This is a genomic window from Arthrobacter sp. H35-D1 (assembly GCF_030063185.1).
Taxonomy (GTDB): domain Bacteria; phylum Actinomycetota; class Actinomycetes; order Actinomycetales; family Micrococcaceae; genus Specibacter.
The window spans coordinates 19,162-38,174 of record NZ_JASISP010000022.1 but is presented as its reverse complement, the minus strand read 5'-3'; the positions used below and the strand labels follow the sequence as shown (position 1 = coordinate 38,174).

Genomic DNA, 19,013 nt, shown 5'->3' with positions numbered 1-19,013 from the left:
GTAAAACCCGCCGATGCTACCCGGCGTTCGGGAGGCAAACTTCAAGAACACCGTCCACGATTCTCGTTTCAAAGACCGCCTGCGGCGAAGTGGCTGGTCCTCCCATGACCTGCCCCGTGACCAGCGAGAACCGGCTCTGATGCCAAGGGCACTCCACGCAGGGGCCCCCGTTGAGGTTCAAGACCTCGCCGTCGCTCAAGGGTCCGGAAAGGTGCGAGCATTCGTTGGACAGGACAGTGACGTTCCCGTTCGCGGCATGCCATACCACCACCGGAACGTCTCCCACCAAGCGCCTTTCGAGCCTACCTGGTGCAATGTCCGCCAGCTCGCCCAAAGCATGCCACCCGGGAGCGACGAGATGAGGTACGGATTCAGCATGATTGGCACCGGCTGCCTGGCGGTAAGCTATTTGCCCTCCTAGCGTTCCTCCCGCAGCGACAATGGCCAGTGCCGCCGCTGAAGCAATCGTTCCTGCCCTCTTGTGTTTGCTGCTTCGCAGTATCAGCGATGTAGCGAACAAAAGTGCTCCGGTGGCATTGGCGGCGGCGTGCACCAGCCCCACACGCTGCTGCTGGGGGTGCAATTCCACCCAGTCCGCTAGTCCCGATCCAACCGCAGGACCGGCGCTCACAAGTCCGACGGCAATAAGCACCCGCGATGCCTTGTCAGCGCCGGGAACAAAGTCCAGGAGAACTGCCGATGTCCAAGCACCAATCGGCACTTGCACTGCGAGCGGATGCAGGGGATGTCCGGTGGGCACTCCGTGCAGTACATCTTTGACGGGCCCGGGCCGGATCGTGCGGCGAAACATCTGGCTCAGGGCCTTAACAGCGCCGTCGAAGATTTCCGCGTTTTCCAGTCCATCCAGCATCCGAAATGGCCAAAGGGTCTGCATCCCAACCTCCGCGCCACTTCGGTGGCTTCGTTTCTCATGGTTTTGACATTCAATTTACCGGTGAATGCACGCCGGTGCCAGTCCCTCTGGACATCCTTGCTAGCATTCGTCTTTGCCCAACCCCCGTCGCTGAAACGTGGTTCTATCCTCACTAAAATATCGGCATCAATCAAGGTTTCCGTTCGTTCGTCGAGCGACGGTTCGTAAAATTTCCGACTCAATGCCATCAATCATGGCTACAGTAGGATTTAGCACCCCGTGGGAGAGAGCTGGGATCCAGAGCTTCGTGTCTTTTTCGTGACAGTTTCACCGCCGCCCACGGGGAAACGCCGTACCCGTTGAGAGAAAGAGATATTCATGAAAGCAAAGCTAATCTTCATGGCAGGACTGGCCGTTGGCTATGTCGTCGGCACCCGGGTGGGACGCCGCGGCTATGAGAGCTTGAAGAACAATGCCCGTGCCGTTTGGGAGACGGACCCAGTTCAGGAAACGGTGCAGAATTTGGAAGAGTCCATCAAGGGCGAAGCTAAAGATTTAGGAGCCCGACTAGCCAGCAAAGTCTCCGGGGGAAACGCAACTACCTCTGCACAGAAGCCCGCCCGCTCTGATGTGGACTCGGACCCGGCGTTGAATGACGACCTGGGCCAGGATTGGGCCGACGAAGGCGGCGCCCTCCCATCCGGCCCCGCAAGCTGATGTGGCAGAAGGACACAGCCGACACTGCGTCCGCATGAGCGAAGTAGGCCACCCACAGGCAAATCACCCACAAGCACGTCAGCGATCAAGGAGAATTTCATGAGCAACGACAACGATGCAGCAAGCAACGATCCCGCCAACAGCAACGAACCAGCATCGGTCCCGGCCGAATCCGGCTACGGGTCTCCGACGCCGGAGGATGAAATGCCACCGTCGAAGACGGAAGATTCCAGCTCATCCAGTCCCGAATCCGGGGAGAGTTCTGAACCTGCAGAAAAGGGCGACGAGTACCCACTGGAGGCTCCTTCGACCGACGCTCCAGTGGAAGAGGGCAACGCAGAAGCGGCGCGTTCCGGCCGTGAGTCGTTTTCTTCCGAGCCCAACGATGAAGCGTCCGGGGCCTAGTCCACGAACCATCCCATAATCCCCAGAAGGCGGCATAATGTCCTCTACGGTTCACCCTCCGACAACCGCAAACGGACTCCCCCACGCTCCGGCATCCATGGGTGTACGGCTTGCGACTGGAACCGCGGCAGACCCGGAGCACACGGTCTTTCTGAACGAGCTCCACGAGTTGGTGAGGAGCTGCAACGGGCGCGTTCCGGCCCTGCTCGAACTTGCTCGTGGGCTGGGACGTAAACTACCGCTCCCCCAGCAGGGGCATACCTTGCAGCTGTGGCAGGCATTGGCCACGCTGGGTGCCGCAAACCTCACGGCTGCTCGGATCATCGAGCCGCATTTGGATGCCTTGGCCATTCTTGACCAAGCTGGCCAAACCGGAGCGTATCCGGCGGACTCCACTTGGGGCGTCTTTGCAGCACAGGGGCCCGGCCAGCAGTTGCTGGCCACGCCGGCGGGAGACGGCTGGAGCCTCGATGGACTCAAGCCTTGGTGTTCCCTTGCGGATGATCTCAGCCATGCCCTCCTCACAGCACGGACCGAGGCTGGAATGCAGTTGTTCGCGATCGACTTGCGCCACCCCGGAGTCGCCACGACCGGGCGGCCGTGGGCTGCGCTCGGTCTGCCAGCTGTCCCAAGCCGGGGACTCTCGCTGGTAAATGTTCCGGCCACGGCCGTGGGCGGACCGGGTTGGTACACGCAACGCCCTGGGTTCGCTTGGGGCGGCGTTGGGGTGGCTGCCATCTGGCACGGCGCCGCGACGGCGCTGGCGCGGAGACTCCACCGACATTGCCTGTCGCGTGAACCGGATCAAATAGCCTTGTGGCATTTAGGTAGCGCAGATCAAGCGCTTTGGTCGGCCAAGGCAGCGTTTCAGTCCGCGGCCACCGTAGCCGACCCAATCGCAGCAGACACCTCAGATACTCCCAGCGCTGACATGCCTGCGCTCGTCGCCGCACGCGTCAGGGCCACCATCGTCTCAACGGCGGAGACCATCCTTTCATTATCGGGCCACGGCATGGGCCCGGAACCGCTCGTATTCGAACCGGAACATGCCCAGCGAGTTGCTGATCTTGAGCTCTACCTGCGCCAAGACCATGCCGAACGTTCCCTTGCGGCGCACGGCAAGGCTGTGCTCGCTGCGGCTGTGGCGGCGGGAGCTGGAGAGCCTCCATGGTAGTTTTCACTCACAATCAGGAGTCCACGGCCGAAGCGCAATGGTTGAGCAGTCCCCGCATTATCGACATGCCTTTGCTGCATCTCGACTGGGACACGCTGGGGAAGATTGTGGTGGTCGCCGCCCACCCCGACGACGAAACCCTTGGCGCGGCAGGGCTTCTGCAGCGCGCGGCCAGTCGCAACGTGCCCATAGTGGTTCTTGTAGCCACTTTGGGGGAGAACTCACACCCAGCTTCCCCCACCCACACACCTGGGCAGCTTGCGGCGGTCCGTCGCATCGAACTGGAAAATGCACTGAAAACACTGGCCCCCGCCTCCCAACACATGGTTTTGGGCCTGCCAGACGGACAAGTAGCGGAGCATCTTTTCGCGTTGGAGCAAGCAATCACGGCAGCTGCGCAGCCTGGTGGCCACTCCACCTTGATCGTGGCGCCATGGTCCGCCGATGGGCATACAGACCACGACGCCGCTGGCATAGCGGCAGCCAAAGCCGCTGCAGCGACAGGCAGCACGCTGTTGGAATACCCCATCTGGTGGTGGCACTGGGGATCTCCCACCCACAATGACATGGCCTGGCCTGCGCTGCGCAAGTTCGAAATGGATGAAACCGAACAGGATGTGAAGGGGTCGGCAGTATCCAGTCACGCCAGTCAAGTCGCGCCGCTCTCAGACGCCGTCGGTGACGAAACACTCTTGTCCCCTGCCTTGTTGTCGCATTTCGACCGCGGCTTTGAAACATTCATTGACGTGGCTGGCCATTTCACCCCCTCGGGAGAAAATTCGCCAACGTGGTTGGCCACCCAATTCGATTCCATCCACGCCGACGGCGCTGAGCCGTGGGACCCGTCCTCATGGTACGAGCAGCGCAAGCGTGCGTTACTGCTGGGATCCTTGCCGAATGACCGGTTCCGCTCAGCCTTGGAACTCGGCTGCTCCACAGGGGCGTTGACTGCCGACCTGGCACCCCGATGCGATCAAATAACTGGGGTCGATGCCAGTGCCGAAGCTGTTGCCACTGCCACCAAAAGGGTGGCGTCGGCAGGCAATGTGGACATTGTCCTGGCCACACTGCCAGCTGGCTGGCCCCAGGGCCGCTTCGATTTATTCGTGCTCTCCGAAACCGGATACTACTTTACGGCCGCAGAACTGTCTGAAGCAGTGGCCAGCATGGCTGCTTCTGCGCTGCCGCATGCACACCTGGTGGCGTGCCACTGGCGCCATCCCATTGCTGGATGGCCGCTTGGAGGCGACGACGTCCACAGGTTGCTCCGTGCAAATGAGCAGCTGGCACCGATGGGCGCCTACGTTGAGGAGGACTTCCGCCTCGAGGTTTTTCAGTTGCGTGAGAAACCGTGAGCACGGCCATAGATGAGATCGCCGTCGTCGTTCCTTCCCGGAATGAGGCTGCTTTGCTGCCAAGGTCACTGTCGGCCCTCGAGGAATCCACGCGCCGCATGACGTTAAAGTTTCCGCACGTCCGCACCTCCCTCACGGTGGTATTGGACAGTTCAACCGACACATCGGCGGAGCTCTTGGCACGTCACCCCCAAGTCCGGGTGCGCTCCGTCTCGTTCGGCAGGGTGGGGGCAGCACGTAATGCAGGGATCGCCGCCGCACTGTCGGCCGCCGGCGTGCCATCATCGCGGTTGTGGGTCGCCACCACCGATGCAGACAGTGCTGTGCCCGTTGATTGGCTGGAACACCACTATACTCGGGCTTTGGCTGGCGTGGACGTACTGGTGGGAACAGTGGAACCCTTTCCGGCGGAACTGGACCCTTCCCGGTTGGTGCAATGGCACGCTTGGCATGAGCTTCGAGAGGGACATTCCCACGTGCACGGCGCAAATTTGGGTTTCAGGGCGGATATATTCACTGCGCTGGGCGGGTTCCCTGATATCGGTTTGCACGAAGATCGTGAATTTGTGGCGATTGCCCGGGCACGGGGCAGCGTGGTCCAGGCCACCGATGCCTGCCGAGTTCGTACATCCGGCCGCCTGCAGGGGCGGGTCGAGGGCGGGTTCGCCGGCTTCTTGGCCACGCTTGATGTTCCCGGGGATCGTGTGGATCCGGCAGGTACATCGGCGGCGCCACGCTGAGTTGGCCGAAAGGACAATTGCGGCTCGGTTGTTGCTACTGTCTGGCATCTTGCAAATAATTTGCGCTAACATGATCGGCACAACGTCCGCAGTGCTTAGTTCCACCGGAACGTTGAAGTTTATCCGTCAAAGCAGGTGAGGAGATATTCATGGTTTCCAAGAACGCAACAAACGCCAAATACACGGTCCCTGGGCTGTCGCTGTCTGAGGGCCACAAAGTGGGTGATCTCCTGCAGGACCGTCTCCATGCGCTCAACGATCTTCAACTGACGCTCAAGCACGCACATTGGAATGTGGTCGGCCGTGATTTCATTGGTGTCCACCAAATGCTGGATCCGCAAATTGAGCTGGTCCGGGCCATGATTGACGAAACGGCCGAGCGGATGGCCACCTTGGGCGTTTCACCCAACGGCCTGCCCGGAGCGCTGGTTGAATCCCGCACTTGGGAGGACTATCCGTTGGGCAGGGCCGGCACGGCTGAGCATCTGGCCGCCCTCGACTCCGTCTACGACGGCGTGGTCTCCAGCCAACGGGAGGCGATCTCCGTTGCAGGAGAACTGGATCCCATCACGGAGGACATGCTCATTGGCCACACTGCCCAGCTCGAACTGTTCCAATGGTTCATGCGCGCCCATCTGGAAGATAATGCCGGCAACCTCCACGAGACCGGAAAAACACCAAGTGGTACCAAAGCAGGCAAGTAAACCCGGCAGTTGAATCACCACGAAAGGATAGAACTCATGTCTGCGAGCGACAACAGCGAAAAAGTATTCGAGATCATCGGCGACAACCCGGTGTGCATGTTTACCGTCAACGGGGCCACCGATGCGCTCCTGAGCCGGCCCATGACCGTGATCAAGACCGAAGACAGTGGGGAGCTGTGGTTCTTCACGTCCTCCACTGGTTCGCCAGTGGCGGAAATTGGTACTGGTGCAGCGGTGAATCTTTCCTTCAGCGGCAAGGGGGAATGGCTCTCGCTGCACGGTTCAGCGGCAGTGATCGTCAGTGAGCCCAAGGCCCGAGAGCTGTGGAACGAAGCTGCTGCCGCGTTTTTCCCGGACGGACCCGACTCGCCCGAGCTTGCACTCATTCGTGTCCGTCCCGCAGGGGCACAGTTTTGGAATTCCCCCGGCGGAGCGATCACCATGGCTTTTGAATGGGCCAAAGCCCGCCTAAAAGGTGAACAAATCGATGCCGGAGAAAGCGAAAAGGTGGATCTCTAAAGCCATCGAGCCATTCAGGAGCCAGTGACAACAGTCAATGACAAATGAATCTTCCAAATCCGTGCGACCCGCTTCCCTAGAGCTGAACTTGAATTGAATTTTCCCACGCGGCACGTTGCTTAGCCCATAGTTGGCGCCATTGCCGCTATGCTAAGCTTCTTCTCTTATATTCATAATGAGATGCAACAACAAAGAACAGGAGTCAACTCACATGCGCGGTAGCAGCCTTATTTGGACCATCGTAGGAGTCCTTGTAGCCATTGCCTTGATCATCTGGATCGTTTCAGCAATCTAGGACGCCTCTTCCCAGGAGTTGCGGAGAGCCCCCGGCACTGGTCGGAGCCTCTCCAAGAAAGGCTTGGGATGCAAAGAATTTCTTTGCATCCCAAGCTTTTCTCTTTGCCCGTTGGGCCACCGCCGGAACATGCTTCTTCGGTCAGCTCGGCGATCAGGCCGCAGAGCCTGAGCCAAGTCCGCTTCATACTTCGGTTTCGCTGGGCGCTACGGGCGCCAACCGGTGCTGGAGAGCAGCAAGAATACGCTGCAGATCCAGCGCCACCGCCACGCCTGGAGCCAGCGACGGGACGTCGTAGCCTTCTCGGGCAGCCACGGCAGCCGTGAAGACGCCCATGCTCTCCTGGGCGGCAGCCAGGGCCTCCACCGTCTCGTGGTTTTCATCCCAGTCGCGCACCACTTTTGCGGTCGCCTTGAGGCAGCCACTCAACGGCTCACGCAACTCGACATCGAGGGCCAGATCCAACGATCCCTCCCAGATGGCAGCCACCAGAACTTCCGAAAGGTCCCGGATATGAAAGGTGACGATCTCCAAAACGGCAAGGTCCTCGAACCCTTCACTGACAACGCGATGCCGTGACTTCAGCAGACCGCGTGGATTGGCTTGATGGCTTTCCTTGGCTTCATACACGGCGGCACGGATCTCGCCGACGGAGTTCTCCAATATGTGTCCCGTGGCGGCCCACGCATCACGCTCAGGAGGCCATTGTTCAACCAGTGCCGCGGCCACGTCCTCAAGTTGGTCTACGAGAACGCGCCGCCCACGCGAAATTCCAACTCGGGCATCCTCCAACTTTAAGGGCGGGAAAATTGTCACATTGACAGTAAGACCCACCAGCACGCCCATCCCCATTTGTACGGCATACCCAAGGGAAAACGCGTCCACTCCGGTATGGCCGTCAATAATGAGCACCATCAACGTGGCCACCGGCACATACTCGCGGCCAGGTCCAAGGCGGGGGGAGCTTGAGAGCAGCACGCCTAGTCCCACGGCAAGGGAGATGGTGAGGATGTTGGGGTCGCCAAGCAACAGCACACCAGCTGCCACGGCAATCCCCAACAAGACACCCAGCAGTGTCTGGAAACTGGTCCGCACTGAGCCCATGAACGTGGGATACATACTGACCAACGCGCCCAAAGGCGCATAATACGGATACTTTTCGGTCACTCCGGGCATATGTGGTGCCAAAAACCACGCAATGCCCACCGCCAAGGCAGCCTTGATCGCCAAGAGCACCCGTTGCCCGTTGACCGTGGACTTCGCCCACATTTTCAGGGATTCCACTGCGTCACATCCATTGAAAGCCTGACTCTTCTTCGACCACTGGCACAGTGCCGATCACGTGATGGGCACATCCAAGGATGAACTGAGGACCCTCCTTCGTCAAGTGAAGGGCCAACACCGAATAGCTTCCGTGGCGGCCGCCTGCCGGGCCATGACCTAGGCAGTATCCCGGACCGTGGCAGACCGCAGTTTCGCCACCAAGGGTCAAAGACCCTTTCGATTCGGCAAAAGCTGTGAAAGAGTCTGACTGTCGGAAGTGATTCGCATCTACGGAAAAGAGTTCCCATGATTGAGCAATTGCATAACGCAGGCATCAAGAGCGAGTACGCGTACGTAGGCGGTTTCGCCTCGATAGCGCTATCTCTGGTCTCGTGGCTGATCAGCCGCGGCAAGAAAAATCACTCCAAAGCCCAGTCGGACCGTTGGGGCATCTTCATTGGCCACTGGGCGCCCACCTTTTTCGCTGTGGGAATTGCACTGAAGCTCGAAGAGAAGAAGTAACTGGGCGCACACCGCGCTTAACAAGTTCGGACACCAAAGGGCTGCCAGGTTGTCCCCGGATTGTTTCACCATTCTCTCCCGTCCGGGGACTCCGCTGGGCCAAGCGCTTAAACCGGAGTCCGAGATGCTCTGTCAGTTAAACTGGCCGCTAGCTAATTTGCTTCACAACACCGGCCCTAAGGAATTCACGAATTCCAGGGTTGCGCCGGTGATTTCCGTGCGGGCAGCATCAGGGCTGATGGACGGCTGCCCGTCGCCGGTTTGGGGTCCGTAGTCGCCGAAATCTGCATGGACTCCACCTTCAATCACCTTGTAGGTGGTGCCGGCCGGCAGCATGGTTTTCGATTCAGCAATCTTTTCCGGCGTTGCCAATCTGTCATTGGAGCCGGATATGGAGAGTACCTTCGCCGTTAGCGTGCTCATGTCGGTTGCCGGATAGGAAGCATAAAGCAGTAGGCCCACCACGGCGTCGCTAGATGCCGTGGCAAATGATTGTGCGTCGATCGCTGCAACGGTTCCTCCCAGCGAATGGCCGCCCACCACCCACCGATTAACCGGGCAGTGGTCTGCTCGTGCCGTGTTGTAGGCACCGGTGGAAAGAAAGGCGATGCCGAACGGCTGTTTGGGGATGACCACGGTGTGGCCGTCTTCGGCCAGCGGACGGAGGGTTGATACATAAGCGCGGGCATCAACGCGGGCTCCGGGCTGAAAAAACACCCCCACCGAGCTAGGTGTCCCGGACGGTGCCAAGACGATCTGATCCGATGTCTCAGTAACAGTAACCTGAGCATCGGAGGCCATGGCTGCAAGTGACGGCTCCGTCGCGGAGGACGGGACAAGCCACAGAACCATGGCCAGCACTGCCGAAAACGCCACCACCGCGATCCACCGCAGGACTTTGATCCCGGCGTGCGTGGCAGCCCGCCGCAACCAGAAACGGCGAGCGAACACCGCGCTGGCCAAAATGGTCGCGAGCATGCCGACCACGGACAAGATGCAGGCCGCCCGGAACAGTACGACGTCGGCGCTGCTGACAGTTGGCCTGCTGGCGATTGGGTCGTCCCCGGGCGGGCTTGCGGCGCTGGGTTCTCGTTCCGGACTGGTCATTTTCCAAAGCTGGCAGCTCGTTGATGCCATGCATTCGGTGCTGGCCAAGTTTTCATTTGGAGCTGGGGGCCACCGTGCATCGTCAGGACTGTGGTGTGGACAATCCCGGCAACGTGCTCCGGGATGCCGCCAACAGCTAGACTCTGCAAATGGATGAATTGCTCCCGGTGCCCGTTGCCGGCCTCGCTCGAAAAACCATCACCCGCTCGTTGTTGGCATTCGCAGCAGTCCAAGGAGCGGTAATCGCCGGACTCGTGGTTCTGGACATGGTCAAAAAACGTGATCGGAGCAAACGCAAGGGCTTCCCGCACCCCGGCATTTTCGAGCAGAGAATCTCGGACACCGATGTCACTACGTACACCTTTGGCGCCGACCTTTACCGCGACATGCTGCAGGCTATACGCGAAGCCAAAGACAGCATCCTGCTTGAAACCTTCATCTGGAAGAACGACGAAACCGGGGAACAGTTCAAGCAGGCGATCAACGAAGCGGCCAACCGTGGTGTCAAGGTTTTTGTCATCTACGACGGTTTCGCCAACTTGGTGGTGCCCTCTTCCTTCTTCCGATTCCACCCGGACGTCCACGTTTACCGCTTCCCCGTGGTGCGCACCTCGCTGCTCACCAAAACCCTGCGCAGCACAGGGCTGGACCATCGCAAGCTCCTCGTCGTGGACGGCGAGATCGGCTTTGTGGGGGGCTACAACATCGGGTCCCTATACGCCACCGAATGGCGCGACACCCACCTCCGCCTCGTGGGGCCCTCCGTATGGGAGTTACGCCAGGCGTTCGTGAACTTCTGGGATGAGACCGCCTCCCACAACACCCCAAAGATTCCGCACACGAGCCCGGAGGTTTGGGAACCACGGATCCGCGCGGTCAAGAACACGCCGTCGAATCTTGTCTATCCCATCCGCGGCGTCTACCTGGATGCCATCGCCCGGGCCCAAGACCATATTTTCGTCACCATGGCCTACTTCATACCGGACCAGGAAATTCTCAAGGCGTTGCTTGCTGCCAGCAGGCGCGGGGTCGATGTTCGGATCATCCTTCCCGAAGATTCAAACCACGTCCTGTCCGACTGGCTCTCGCGAGGGTTTTACCGGTCCCTACTCGAGGATGGAGTGACCATCCTCCTCTACCGGAATGCGATGATCCACGCCAAGACGGCCACCATCGACGGCAGCTGGTCAACTGTGGGCAGCGCCAACATCGACAGGCTGAGCCTGACGGGCAACTACGAGATCAATCTCGAAATACACGACGACGGCTTTGCCTCGGACATGCAGGAAATATTCGAGGTGGACAGCAAGAACTGCAAGGTACTGACCATGGACGAATGGCAGCATCGGTCCCCGTTCGCCCGGTTCAGTGAAACCGTGCTGGTCCCCCTCCGCCCACTCCTCTGACACCCGGCTTCGCGGACTTCTTGCGCCCTGCGCCCTGCGCCCTGACACATTGTTGGGTGCCGGTTCCGGGACAGGGCCCTGCCATCGCCGCGCCCACGGAGGGGCCAACCAGCCGGCTCTTGCTTAGTCCTGCTTGTAGAGAACTTCCCCCTGGCGCGCACCTGTGTGCAGCTCCCAGAACGAGTCCGCAATCAGGTCAGGGTCAAAGAAGGTCCCGGGCTTGACGGCACCGCCAATGGTGACGGTTCCAACCTTGATCCCCAGCGGAGCCAATTCCTCGGACAACGTGAAGGCCAGGTTGCGCAGGCCCGCCTTGGCAATGGAGGCCGAGGCCCTTGAGGCAACGGGATGCACGCCAAGCATGCCGCCGGTGAAAAGAATGGTTCCGGCGCCCCGTTCAGTCATCGCCGGGATGACCAGCTGCGAGGCGGTCAGCGCACCCACCACGTTGATGGTGAAGTCGCTCAGGAGGTCCTCTTCAGCGAGCTCCGAGGGATTGCAGATGGTGTTGGCCCCGGCGTTGTAGACCAGCACTTCCGGGGCACCGAAGTCCGCGTGCAGCTGGGCAAATGCTCCCGTCAGGCTCTTTTTGTCCGCTGCGTCCGCGACAAGCCCGTGCGCATCCATCCCTTGGCTGCGCAACTCGGCAACTTGGCGTTCCAGCGATTCCTTGGTCCTTGCCAGCAGGACGAGCGTGAATCCGTTTCCGCCAAACTTTCGGGCTATGCCTGCACTTACTCCAGGACCCGCTCCAACGATTGCCACTACTGGCTTGCTCAACTTGATTGCCTCCGGTGAATTCTCTTTGAAGGCCGGCACGTGCCGGCCGGTTGCGACCCGCCCCAACCGGGGCTCCCGATGCTGGTGCACTTTGGAACGTGGGCGTCAGCACCGGAGCCGCTTTCTTGAAAGTATCACGCCCCCGCGGGCAGATCGTCAACCCTGTAATGGAAGGTCCGCTTCATCGGCAGTGAACGAGATTTCGGGATGTCTAATTTTATTGTTTTCTTACCTGACACCACTACATGAAGTGTGGAATGTGTTGAGAAACAACTATATGTAGTGGTGCTGTGGATTATTCCCCATGGCCAAAAGGTTCCGCCGTGAGCATTGACACGGCCGGATAGTCTGATCCACAACCACCTTTTCCGCGGATTCTCGCTGAGGCTTGTTGGGACCTAGCGGTGTTCTCCCGTGTCTTGAAAAACGCCTTGCGCGTCGTGCACGCGGTCTCGACTTGCGCAGGCGGCCAGTGAGATGGGTGGCCCCGTCCACTTCCCGTCGGAGGAAACCAAGGAAAAACGAAGACACCAACGACGGCGAGGTCGGGGACAAGACTGAAATGACGGCGCCGATCCCCATTCTGCGGTGTTGGTTGACGCAATGGTTCATGGTCCCAAGGGCTGGTTTTGAATCCTGTACTGTGGCGTTCATAACCTGCAATCGTGAGCCGCAGGTCTCATTGATTCACTCTGCACTGGAGGACACTTGGAAGTCTGGCCCGGAAATGCCTACCCGTTGGGAGCCACCTTCGATGGAACCGGCACCAATTTCTCCCTGTTCAGCGAGCACGCCGAAAAGGTGGTCCTCTGTCTTTTGGACGACGACCTGACGGAAACCCGGATCGACGTCGAAGAGGTGGACGGGCACGTTTGGCATTGCTATCTGCCGGAGATCCAACCCGGCCAGCACTACGGCTACCGCGTGGAAGGTTCATACGACCCCAAGCAGGGGTTGCGTTTCGACGCCAACAAACTCCTGATGGATCCGTACGCCAAATCCATCCATGGACAAATCGACTGGGATCCGGCACTGTTTTCCTATCAGTTCCAGGATCCGGAAGCCCGCCAAGAGGACGACTCGGCGGCACACACCATGTACAGCGTTGTCATCAACCCGTTTTTCGAATGGGACGGGGATCGCTATCCGCGCATTCCCTACCATGAGACTGTCATTTACGAAGCACACGTCAAGGGCTTGACCCAGCTTCACCAGGACATCCCCAAGGAACAACGCGGCACCTATTCCGGTGTGTCCCACCCGGTGATGATTGAACATTACAAGAAGCTCGGCATCACTGCCGTTGAGCTGATGCCCGTTCATCAGTTCGTCAACGACGGCACCCTGATTGAGAAGGGACTGAGCAACTACTGGGGCTACAACAGCATTGGTTTCTTCGCTCCGCAGAACACCTACAGTTCCACCGGTGAGCAGGGAAATCAGGTGCAGGAATTCAAGGCCATGGTGCGGGATCTCCACCTGGCGGGCATCGAAGTCATTCTCGACGTGGTCTACAACCACACGGCTGAAGGCAACCATCTGGGCCCCACCCTTTCCTTCAAGGGCATCGACAACGCCGCCTACTACCGGCTGGTTGAAGACGACCCCCAGTACTACATGGACTACACCGGCACGGGAAACTCGTTGAACGTCCGCCACCCCAATTCGCTGCAGCTGATCATGGATTCGCTGCGCTACTGGGTGACGGAGATGCATGTTGACGGCTTCCGCTTCGATCTGGCTTCCGCACTGGCCCGCGAATTTTATGACGTGGACAAACTCTCCACGTTCTTCGAAATCATCCAGCAGGATCCGGTGATCTCCCAGGTCAAGCTCATCGCCGAGCCATGGGATGTGGGGCCGGGAGGGTACCAGGTAGGCAACTTCCCGCCGCAATGGACTGAATGGAACGGCAAGTACCGCGACACGGTGCGTGATTTTTGGCGCGGGGAGCCTTCAACCCTTGGCGAGTTCGCCTCGCGGCTGACCGGTTCGGCAGACCTCTACGAGAATTCCGGGCGCCGCCCCGTGGCCTCGATCAACTTCGTCACCGCCCACGACGGCTTCACCTTGCGCGATTTGGTTTCCTACAACGAGAAACGCAACGAAGCCAACGGCGAAGGCAACAACGACGGCGAAGCGCACAACCGCTCGTGGAACTGCGGAGTTGAAGGCCCCACCGACGACGAGTCCGTGCTGACCCTGCGTGCCCGCCAGCAGCGCAACATCATCGCCACGCTCATGCTGTCCCAAGGCGTCCCGATGATCGTGCACGGCGATGAACTTGGTCGCACCCAACAAGGCAACAACAACACCTATTGCCAGGATTCGTTGCTCAGCTGGGTGCACTGGGATACCGCGGACCAACCCCTCGTGGAGTTCACCGCACTGGTGAGCAAGATTCGCGCCGAACATCCCATCTTCCAGCGCAGCCGTTTCTTTGACGGCAGGCCGGTGCTCCGCGGAGAGGGCGAGGCGCTTCCGGACATCGTCTGGTTCAGGCCCGACGGCGCAGACATGCGGCCCGAGGACTGGGATAACGGCTTCGGTCGTTCCATCGGCGTCTTCCTCAACGGGGACGGCATCAGGGAGAAGGACAAGCGCGGGCGTCACATTGTCGACAAGAACTTCCTGCTGATTTTCAACGCCTCCGACGAGGCCGTGGACTTCCAGCTCCCGTCGAAGGAGCACTCGCCTTTCTGGGAAATTTTGGTCGACACCGCCAGTCGCGGCGACAGGGATCCCGTCAAGGCCGAAGCCGTGCTGGAACTCGCAGCAAAGTCCACCTTGGTCCTGCGCGCCTACTCCGGCCCGCAGGAAGTGGTGGGCCACTCCGCCGAGGCCTCCTTGGCGGCCATGGCTGCGGAAGGAAAAGCGGAAGCGGAGACAGAGCCGGAGACTGGGGAGCACTCCCCCGCGGCCGCACCGGACGGGCCGTCGCAGTGAAGGCGCCCGTGTCCACCTACCGCCTGCAGCTCAACGCGGATTTCACGTTGCAGGACGCGGCCCGGACCGTGCCGTATCTCAAGCTGCTCGGGGTGGACTGGGTCTATCTCTCCCCCATCCTGACCTCGGAGCAGGGCTCCACCCACGGCTACGATGTCACCGATCCGAGTAGCGTCGATGCCGAACGCGGGGGCCCGGAGGGGCTGCTGGCCCTGTCCGCGGCCGCCCGGGAAGCAGGCCTCGGCGTGCTGGTGGACATTGTGCCCAACCACATGGGTGTTGCCACCCCCAGCCAGAATCCCTGGTGGTGGTCGCTGCTGAAGGAAGGCAGGGAGTCGCCGTGGGCCAAGGCGTTCGACGTCGACTGGGCAGCCGGGAACAACCGCATCAGGATCCCCATCCTGGGCAGTTCCCAAGACCTGGATGCGCTGGAAGTCCAGGATGGCGAGCTTTGCTACTACGAGCACCGCTTTCCGTTGGCTGCCGGCAGCTACTCTGCCGGGGACCACCCGTCGGACGTTCACGCACGCCAGCACTATGAACTGATCGAGTGGCGCCGGGCGGACAGCGACCTGAACTACCGCAGGTTCTTCGCCGTGAACTCGCTTGCCGGCCTCCGGGTGGAGGACCCCGAGGTTTTCGCGGCAGCCCACCAGGAGATCCTGCGTTGGTTCCGTGAAGGCCTGGTGGACGGCATACGGATCGACCACCCGGACGGCTTGGCCGATCCGGAAGGCTACTTGCACAGGCTGCGCGAGGGGATCGACGGAAAATATGTGCTGGTGGAGAAGATTCTCGAACCCGGAGAGTCCCTGCCGGCTTCCTTCGACTGCGAAGGGACCACCGGCTATGACGCCTTGGCGGACATAGACCGGATTTTCATTGACGACGACGGCCAGTCCGGAATCGATTCTGTGGACGCCTCATCGCGTGGCAGGCGGTCCCCCCAGTACGAAGAGACCATTCACGGCACCAAGCGCCGGGTCACCAACGGGATCCTGCACTCGGAGATCCTCAGGCTGGCCCGCCTGGTGCCCGGCAGCCTGGCTCTCGGCATGGACGAGAGCGCCGATGCGCTCTCGGAGATCATTGCCGCGTTTCCGGTGTACCGCACGTATCTGCCCGAGGGCGCCGACGTTCTGCGCAAGGCGTGCCAAGACGCAGGCAGCCGGCGTCCGGAGTTGCAGGCCGCCGTTGACCTGCTTCTGCCGCTGCTGCTCAACGCGGGCCCCGGCGACGACGCGGAACTCGGCCGGCGCTTTCAGCAGACCTCCGGCATGGTCATGGCCAAGGGTGTGGAGGACTCCGCGTTCTTCCGCCACAACCGGCTGGGAACCCTCACCGAAGTTGGTGCGGACCCCACGGAGTTCGCCATCACCGCGGAGGAATTCCATGCCCGGATGCGGATCCGCCTGGAGCAGATCCCGTTGTCCATGACCACGCTGAGCACCCATGACACCAAGCGCAGCGAGGACACTCGGGCGCGGATCTCCGTGCTGGCCGAGTTGGTCCCCGAATGGAGACTGTTCCTGGACCGTGTCCATGAACTCACCCCGCTCCCCGAGGGCCCGCTGCCCAACTTGTTGTGGCAGTCCATCGCCGGTGTTTGGCCGGCTGATCGCGAGCGCCTCCAAGGGTTCGCGCGGAAGGCCGCCAGGGAGGCAGGCAACTCCACCGACTGGGCGGATCCCAACGAGGACTTCGAAAGGCTGTTGGCACAAGCCGTCGATGCTGCCTTCGACCATCCCGAGGTCAACAAGGAACTCGAAGCGCTGGTATCACTGCTGAACCCGTATGGCGCCTCCAACTCCTTGGCGGCAAAACTGGTGCAGCTGACCATGCCGGGCGTCCCCGACGTGTATGAGGGCACCGAGTTTTGGGAGCGGTCGCTGACGGATCCGGACAACCGCCGGCCTGTCGATTTCAACTCACGCAGGCAGGCACTGGAGCGCCTGGACGGTGGCAACCTCCCGGCGTCGTGCTTGGCGGAAGAGACAAAACTGTTGGTGGTCTCGCGTGCGCTGCGCCTGCGTCGGGACCGGCCGGAGCTGTTCCGCGGATACACCCCGGTGCAGGCCGCAGGGTCGGCGGCGAATCACCTGCTCGCCTTCAACCGCGGCGAAGGCACCGGCGGAGGCGCGTTGACACTGGCCACCAGGCTGCCGCGCGGCCTGGAACAAAAGGACGGCTGGCAAGAAACGCGCATCCGCCTCGAAACGGACATGGGCGACGAGCTCACCGGCCGCAGCTTCAGCGCAGGCGATGCGCTGGTCGGCGACATCCTGGGCAGCTACCCCGTTGCGCTGTTGGTGCCGACGCAGGCATAGCCGGCCCACAATGGAAGGAACACTGGTATGACCTTGCAGGCACACGGCAGCGAACGCTTTGACGTTTGGGCTCCGAACGCAGACTCCGTGACGCTGCTGGCCGGGGACCGCGACCATGCCATGACCCGCCGTGCCCATGAGGCTCCCGGGGACGAGGGCTGGTGGACGGCTGCGGACGCCCCTGCCGACGGGGAGGTTGAGTATGGCTACCGCCTGGATGGGGAAGCCGACGTGCTGCCTGACCCGCGGTCCCGCCGCCAGCCCGACGGCGTGCATGCGCGCTCCTGCACTTTCGACCCCTCCGGCCACGTCTGGGGCGACGAGCAGTGGCAGGGTCGTGAGCTCACGGGCGCGGTCATGTATGAGCTGCACGTGGGCACCTTCACCAGTGAGGGCACCTTGGATGCCGCCGCAGGGAAGCTGGATTACCTGGCGGAGCTGGGCGTGGACTTCATTGAGCTGCTGCCGGTCAACGGGTTCAACGGCACGCACAACTGGGGGTACGACGGCGTCCTGTGGTACGCGGTCCACGAGGGCTATGGCGGGCCGAGGGCGTACCAACGTTTTGTTGACGCCGCTCACCAGGCTGGGATGGGTGTCATCCAGGACGTGGTCTACAACCACTTGGGGCCCAGCGGGAACTACCTTCCGCGTTTTGGTCCCTACCTGAAGGAGGGTGCGGGCAACACGTGGGGTGATTCGGTCAATTTGGACGGCGCGGGGTCGGACACCGTCCGCAGCTATATCCTTGACAACGCCGCCATGTGGCTGCGGGACTACCACGTGGACGGTTTGCGGCTCGACGCCGTGCACGCGTTCAAGGACGATCGGGCGCGGCCCTTGCTTGAGGAATTCGGCGAACTTGCCGATGCTGTTTCCGCCGGGACGGGACGTCCGGTGGCCATGATCGCCGAGTCGGATATCAACGATCCACGCCTGCTGTATCCGCGAAGCCAGAACGGCTGTGGACTGCGGGCGCAATGGAGCGACGACTTCCACCACGCCCTGCACGTCAATGTCAGTGGCGAAACCGCTGGCTACTACGCCGATTTCGATTCCGTCGGCACCCTGGCAAAAGTGCTGGAAAAAGGCTTTTTCCACAATGGCAGCTACTCCAGCTTCCGTGGCCGCCACCATGGCCGGGAGATTGACACTGCCGCTGTGCATCCCTCGGCGCTGGTGGTGTGCATCCAGAACCACGACCAGATCGGCAACCGTGCCGCCGGCGACAGGCTCTCCCAATCACTCAACTACGGGCAGCTTGCCGTTGCCGCCGTGGCCACCCTCGCCTCGCCGTTCACGCCCATGCTGTTCATGGGCGAGGAATACGGAGCCAGTACTCCGTGGCAGTTCTTCACCTCCCACCCCGAGCCGGAGCTGGCGGAAGCAACCGCCACGGGACGCATCAAGGAATTCGAACGGATGGGATGGGATCCTGCGCTGGTCCCCGACCCGCAGGACCCCGAGACGTTCCTCCGCTCCAAGCTGGATTGGTCCGAAGCAGCCAGCGGCGATCACGCCCGACTATTGGATTTGTACCGGCGCCTGATCGCCCTGCGCCGGGGCACCCCGGAACTCAGCCAGCCCGGTTTTGCCGGCACCTCAGTGGACTTCGATGAAGAAGCACAATGGCTGGTGTTGCACAGGGATGGGATTGATGTGGCGTTGAACTTCTCCCTCAAGACAGCACAAATCCCCGTCCAGGGAACTGATCTGCTGCTGGTCACCGATGACGGCGCACGTGTGGTTTCCAATGGGTCCTCGGCGCTGCTTGAACTTCCCGGCCACAGCGCTGCTATCCTCGCGCAACAAGATGGCACGGAAGGCGCCTGAGCCAGCGACGGAACCCTGAGGTTCTCTCTGGCCGTTGCAACAGTGG

Annotated in this window: 16 protein-coding genes; 12 read left to right on the top strand and 4 right to left on the bottom strand. The window is 61.0% G+C overall.

Annotation, left to right across the window (positions count from 1 at the left end; translation table 11 throughout):
* Positions 1 to 16 precede the first annotated feature (16 nt).
* The gene (locus QMG25_RS16865; RefSeq protein WP_283462195.1) at positions 17 to 895 is read right to left on the bottom strand and encodes a Rieske (2Fe-2S) protein; all 879 of its coding nucleotides are present in this window, start codon (positions 893 to 895) and stop codon (positions 17 to 19) included.
* 357 nt (positions 896 to 1,252) lie between these two features.
* Between QMG25_RS16865 and QMG25_RS16860 the strand changes: the two genes are divergently transcribed.
* The 7 genes from QMG25_RS16860 (at position 1,253) to QMG25_RS16830 (ending at position 6,488) form a co-directional block, all read left to right on the top strand.
* Positions 1,253 to 1,591 (top strand): hypothetical protein, encoded by a 339-nt coding sequence (locus QMG25_RS16860; protein WP_283462193.1) that lies wholly within the window; start codon positions 1,253 to 1,255, stop codon positions 1,589 to 1,591.
* Between the two features lie 99 nt (positions 1,592 to 1,690).
* Complete coding sequence (locus QMG25_RS16855; protein WP_283462191.1) at positions 1,691 to 1,996, top strand: hypothetical protein; 306 nt, start codon at positions 1,691 to 1,693, stop codon at positions 1,994 to 1,996.
* A gap of 97 nt (positions 1,997 to 2,093) precedes the next feature.
* Entirely contained in the window at positions 2,094 to 3,170 is a 1,077-nt protein-coding gene (locus tag QMG25_RS16850) for an acyl-CoA dehydrogenase family protein (RefSeq protein WP_283462190.1), read from the top strand.
* Positions 3,164 to 4,525, top strand: coding sequence for a PIG-L family deacetylase (locus tag QMG25_RS16845; protein WP_283462189.1), 1,362 nt, complete (start codon positions 3,164 to 3,166; stop codon positions 4,523 to 4,525). The genes QMG25_RS16850 and QMG25_RS16845 overlap by 7 nt, the downstream gene beginning before the upstream one ends.
* Positions 4,522 to 5,265 carry a glycosyltransferase family 2 protein gene (locus tag QMG25_RS16840; protein ID WP_283462187.1) on the top strand — a complete coding sequence of 248 codons (744 nt, stop codon included), beginning with the start codon at positions 4,522 to 4,524 and terminating at the stop codon, positions 5,263 to 5,265. Before QMG25_RS16845 ends, QMG25_RS16840 begins: the two co-directional genes overlap by 4 nt.
* A gap of 149 nt (positions 5,266 to 5,414) precedes the next feature.
* Positions 5,415 to 5,969, top strand: a complete 555-nt coding sequence (locus QMG25_RS16835; protein WP_283462186.1) for a Dps family protein — start codon at positions 5,415 to 5,417, stop codon at positions 5,967 to 5,969.
* A 36-nt stretch (positions 5,970 to 6,005) separates the two neighbouring features.
* Entirely contained in the window at positions 6,006 to 6,488 is a 483-nt protein-coding gene (locus QMG25_RS16830) for a pyridoxamine 5'-phosphate oxidase family protein (RefSeq protein WP_283462185.1), read from the top strand.
* Between the two features lie 478 nt (positions 6,489 to 6,966).
* On the opposite strand, the gene QMG25_RS16825 is transcribed toward QMG25_RS16830, so the two are convergent.
* Positions 6,967 to 8,067, bottom strand: a complete 1,101-nt coding sequence (locus QMG25_RS16825; protein WP_283462184.1) for an FUSC family protein — start codon at positions 8,065 to 8,067, stop codon at positions 6,967 to 6,969.
* Between the two features lie 285 nt (positions 8,068 to 8,352).
* Between QMG25_RS16825 and QMG25_RS16820 the strand changes: the two genes are divergently transcribed.
* A complete protein-coding gene (locus tag QMG25_RS16820; RefSeq protein ID WP_283462183.1) occupies positions 8,353 to 8,568 on the top strand; it encodes a hypothetical protein in 216 nt (71 codons plus the stop codon).
* 162 nt (positions 8,569 to 8,730) lie between these two features.
* Here QMG25_RS16820 and QMG25_RS16815 read toward each other — a convergent pair whose 3' ends face one another.
* A complete protein-coding gene (locus tag QMG25_RS16815) occupies positions 8,731 to 9,675 on the bottom strand; it encodes an alpha/beta hydrolase (RefSeq protein WP_283462182.1) in 945 nt (314 codons plus the stop codon).
* A 149-nt stretch (positions 9,676 to 9,824) separates the two neighbouring features.
* Between QMG25_RS16815 and QMG25_RS16810 the strand changes: the two genes are divergently transcribed.
* The gene (locus QMG25_RS16810; RefSeq protein ID WP_283462181.1) at positions 9,825 to 11,081 is read left to right on the top strand and encodes a phospholipase D-like domain-containing protein; all 1,257 of its coding nucleotides are present in this window, start codon (positions 9,825 to 9,827) and stop codon (positions 11,079 to 11,081) included.
* A gap of 123 nt (positions 11,082 to 11,204) precedes the next feature.
* On the opposite strand, the gene QMG25_RS16805 is transcribed toward QMG25_RS16810, so the two are convergent.
* Positions 11,205 to 11,861, bottom strand: a complete 657-nt coding sequence (locus QMG25_RS16805; protein ID WP_283462180.1) for an SDR family NAD(P)-dependent oxidoreductase — start codon at positions 11,859 to 11,861, stop codon at positions 11,205 to 11,207.
* A 708-nt stretch (positions 11,862 to 12,569) separates the two neighbouring features.
* On the opposite strand from QMG25_RS16805, the gene glgX reads away from it, so the two are divergent.
* From glgX to treZ, 3 genes are read left to right on the top strand one after another with little or no spacing between them, the layout of a single operon-like run.
* Positions 12,570 to 14,807, top strand: a complete 2,238-nt coding sequence (glgX, locus tag QMG25_RS16800) for a glycogen debranching protein GlgX (protein WP_283462179.1) — start codon at positions 12,570 to 12,572, stop codon at positions 14,805 to 14,807.
* Positions 14,804 to 17,134 carry a malto-oligosyltrehalose synthase gene (gene treY / locus QMG25_RS16795; protein WP_283462178.1) on the top strand — a complete coding sequence of 777 codons (2,331 nt, stop codon included), beginning with the start codon at positions 14,804 to 14,806 and terminating at the stop codon, positions 17,132 to 17,134. The genes glgX and treY overlap by 4 nt, the downstream gene beginning before the upstream one ends.
* 27 nt (positions 17,135 to 17,161) lie before the next feature.
* A complete protein-coding gene (gene treZ / locus QMG25_RS16790; protein WP_283462176.1) occupies positions 17,162 to 18,967 on the top strand; it encodes a malto-oligosyltrehalose trehalohydrolase in 1,806 nt (601 codons plus the stop codon).
* Positions 18,968 to 19,013 lie beyond the last annotated feature (46 nt).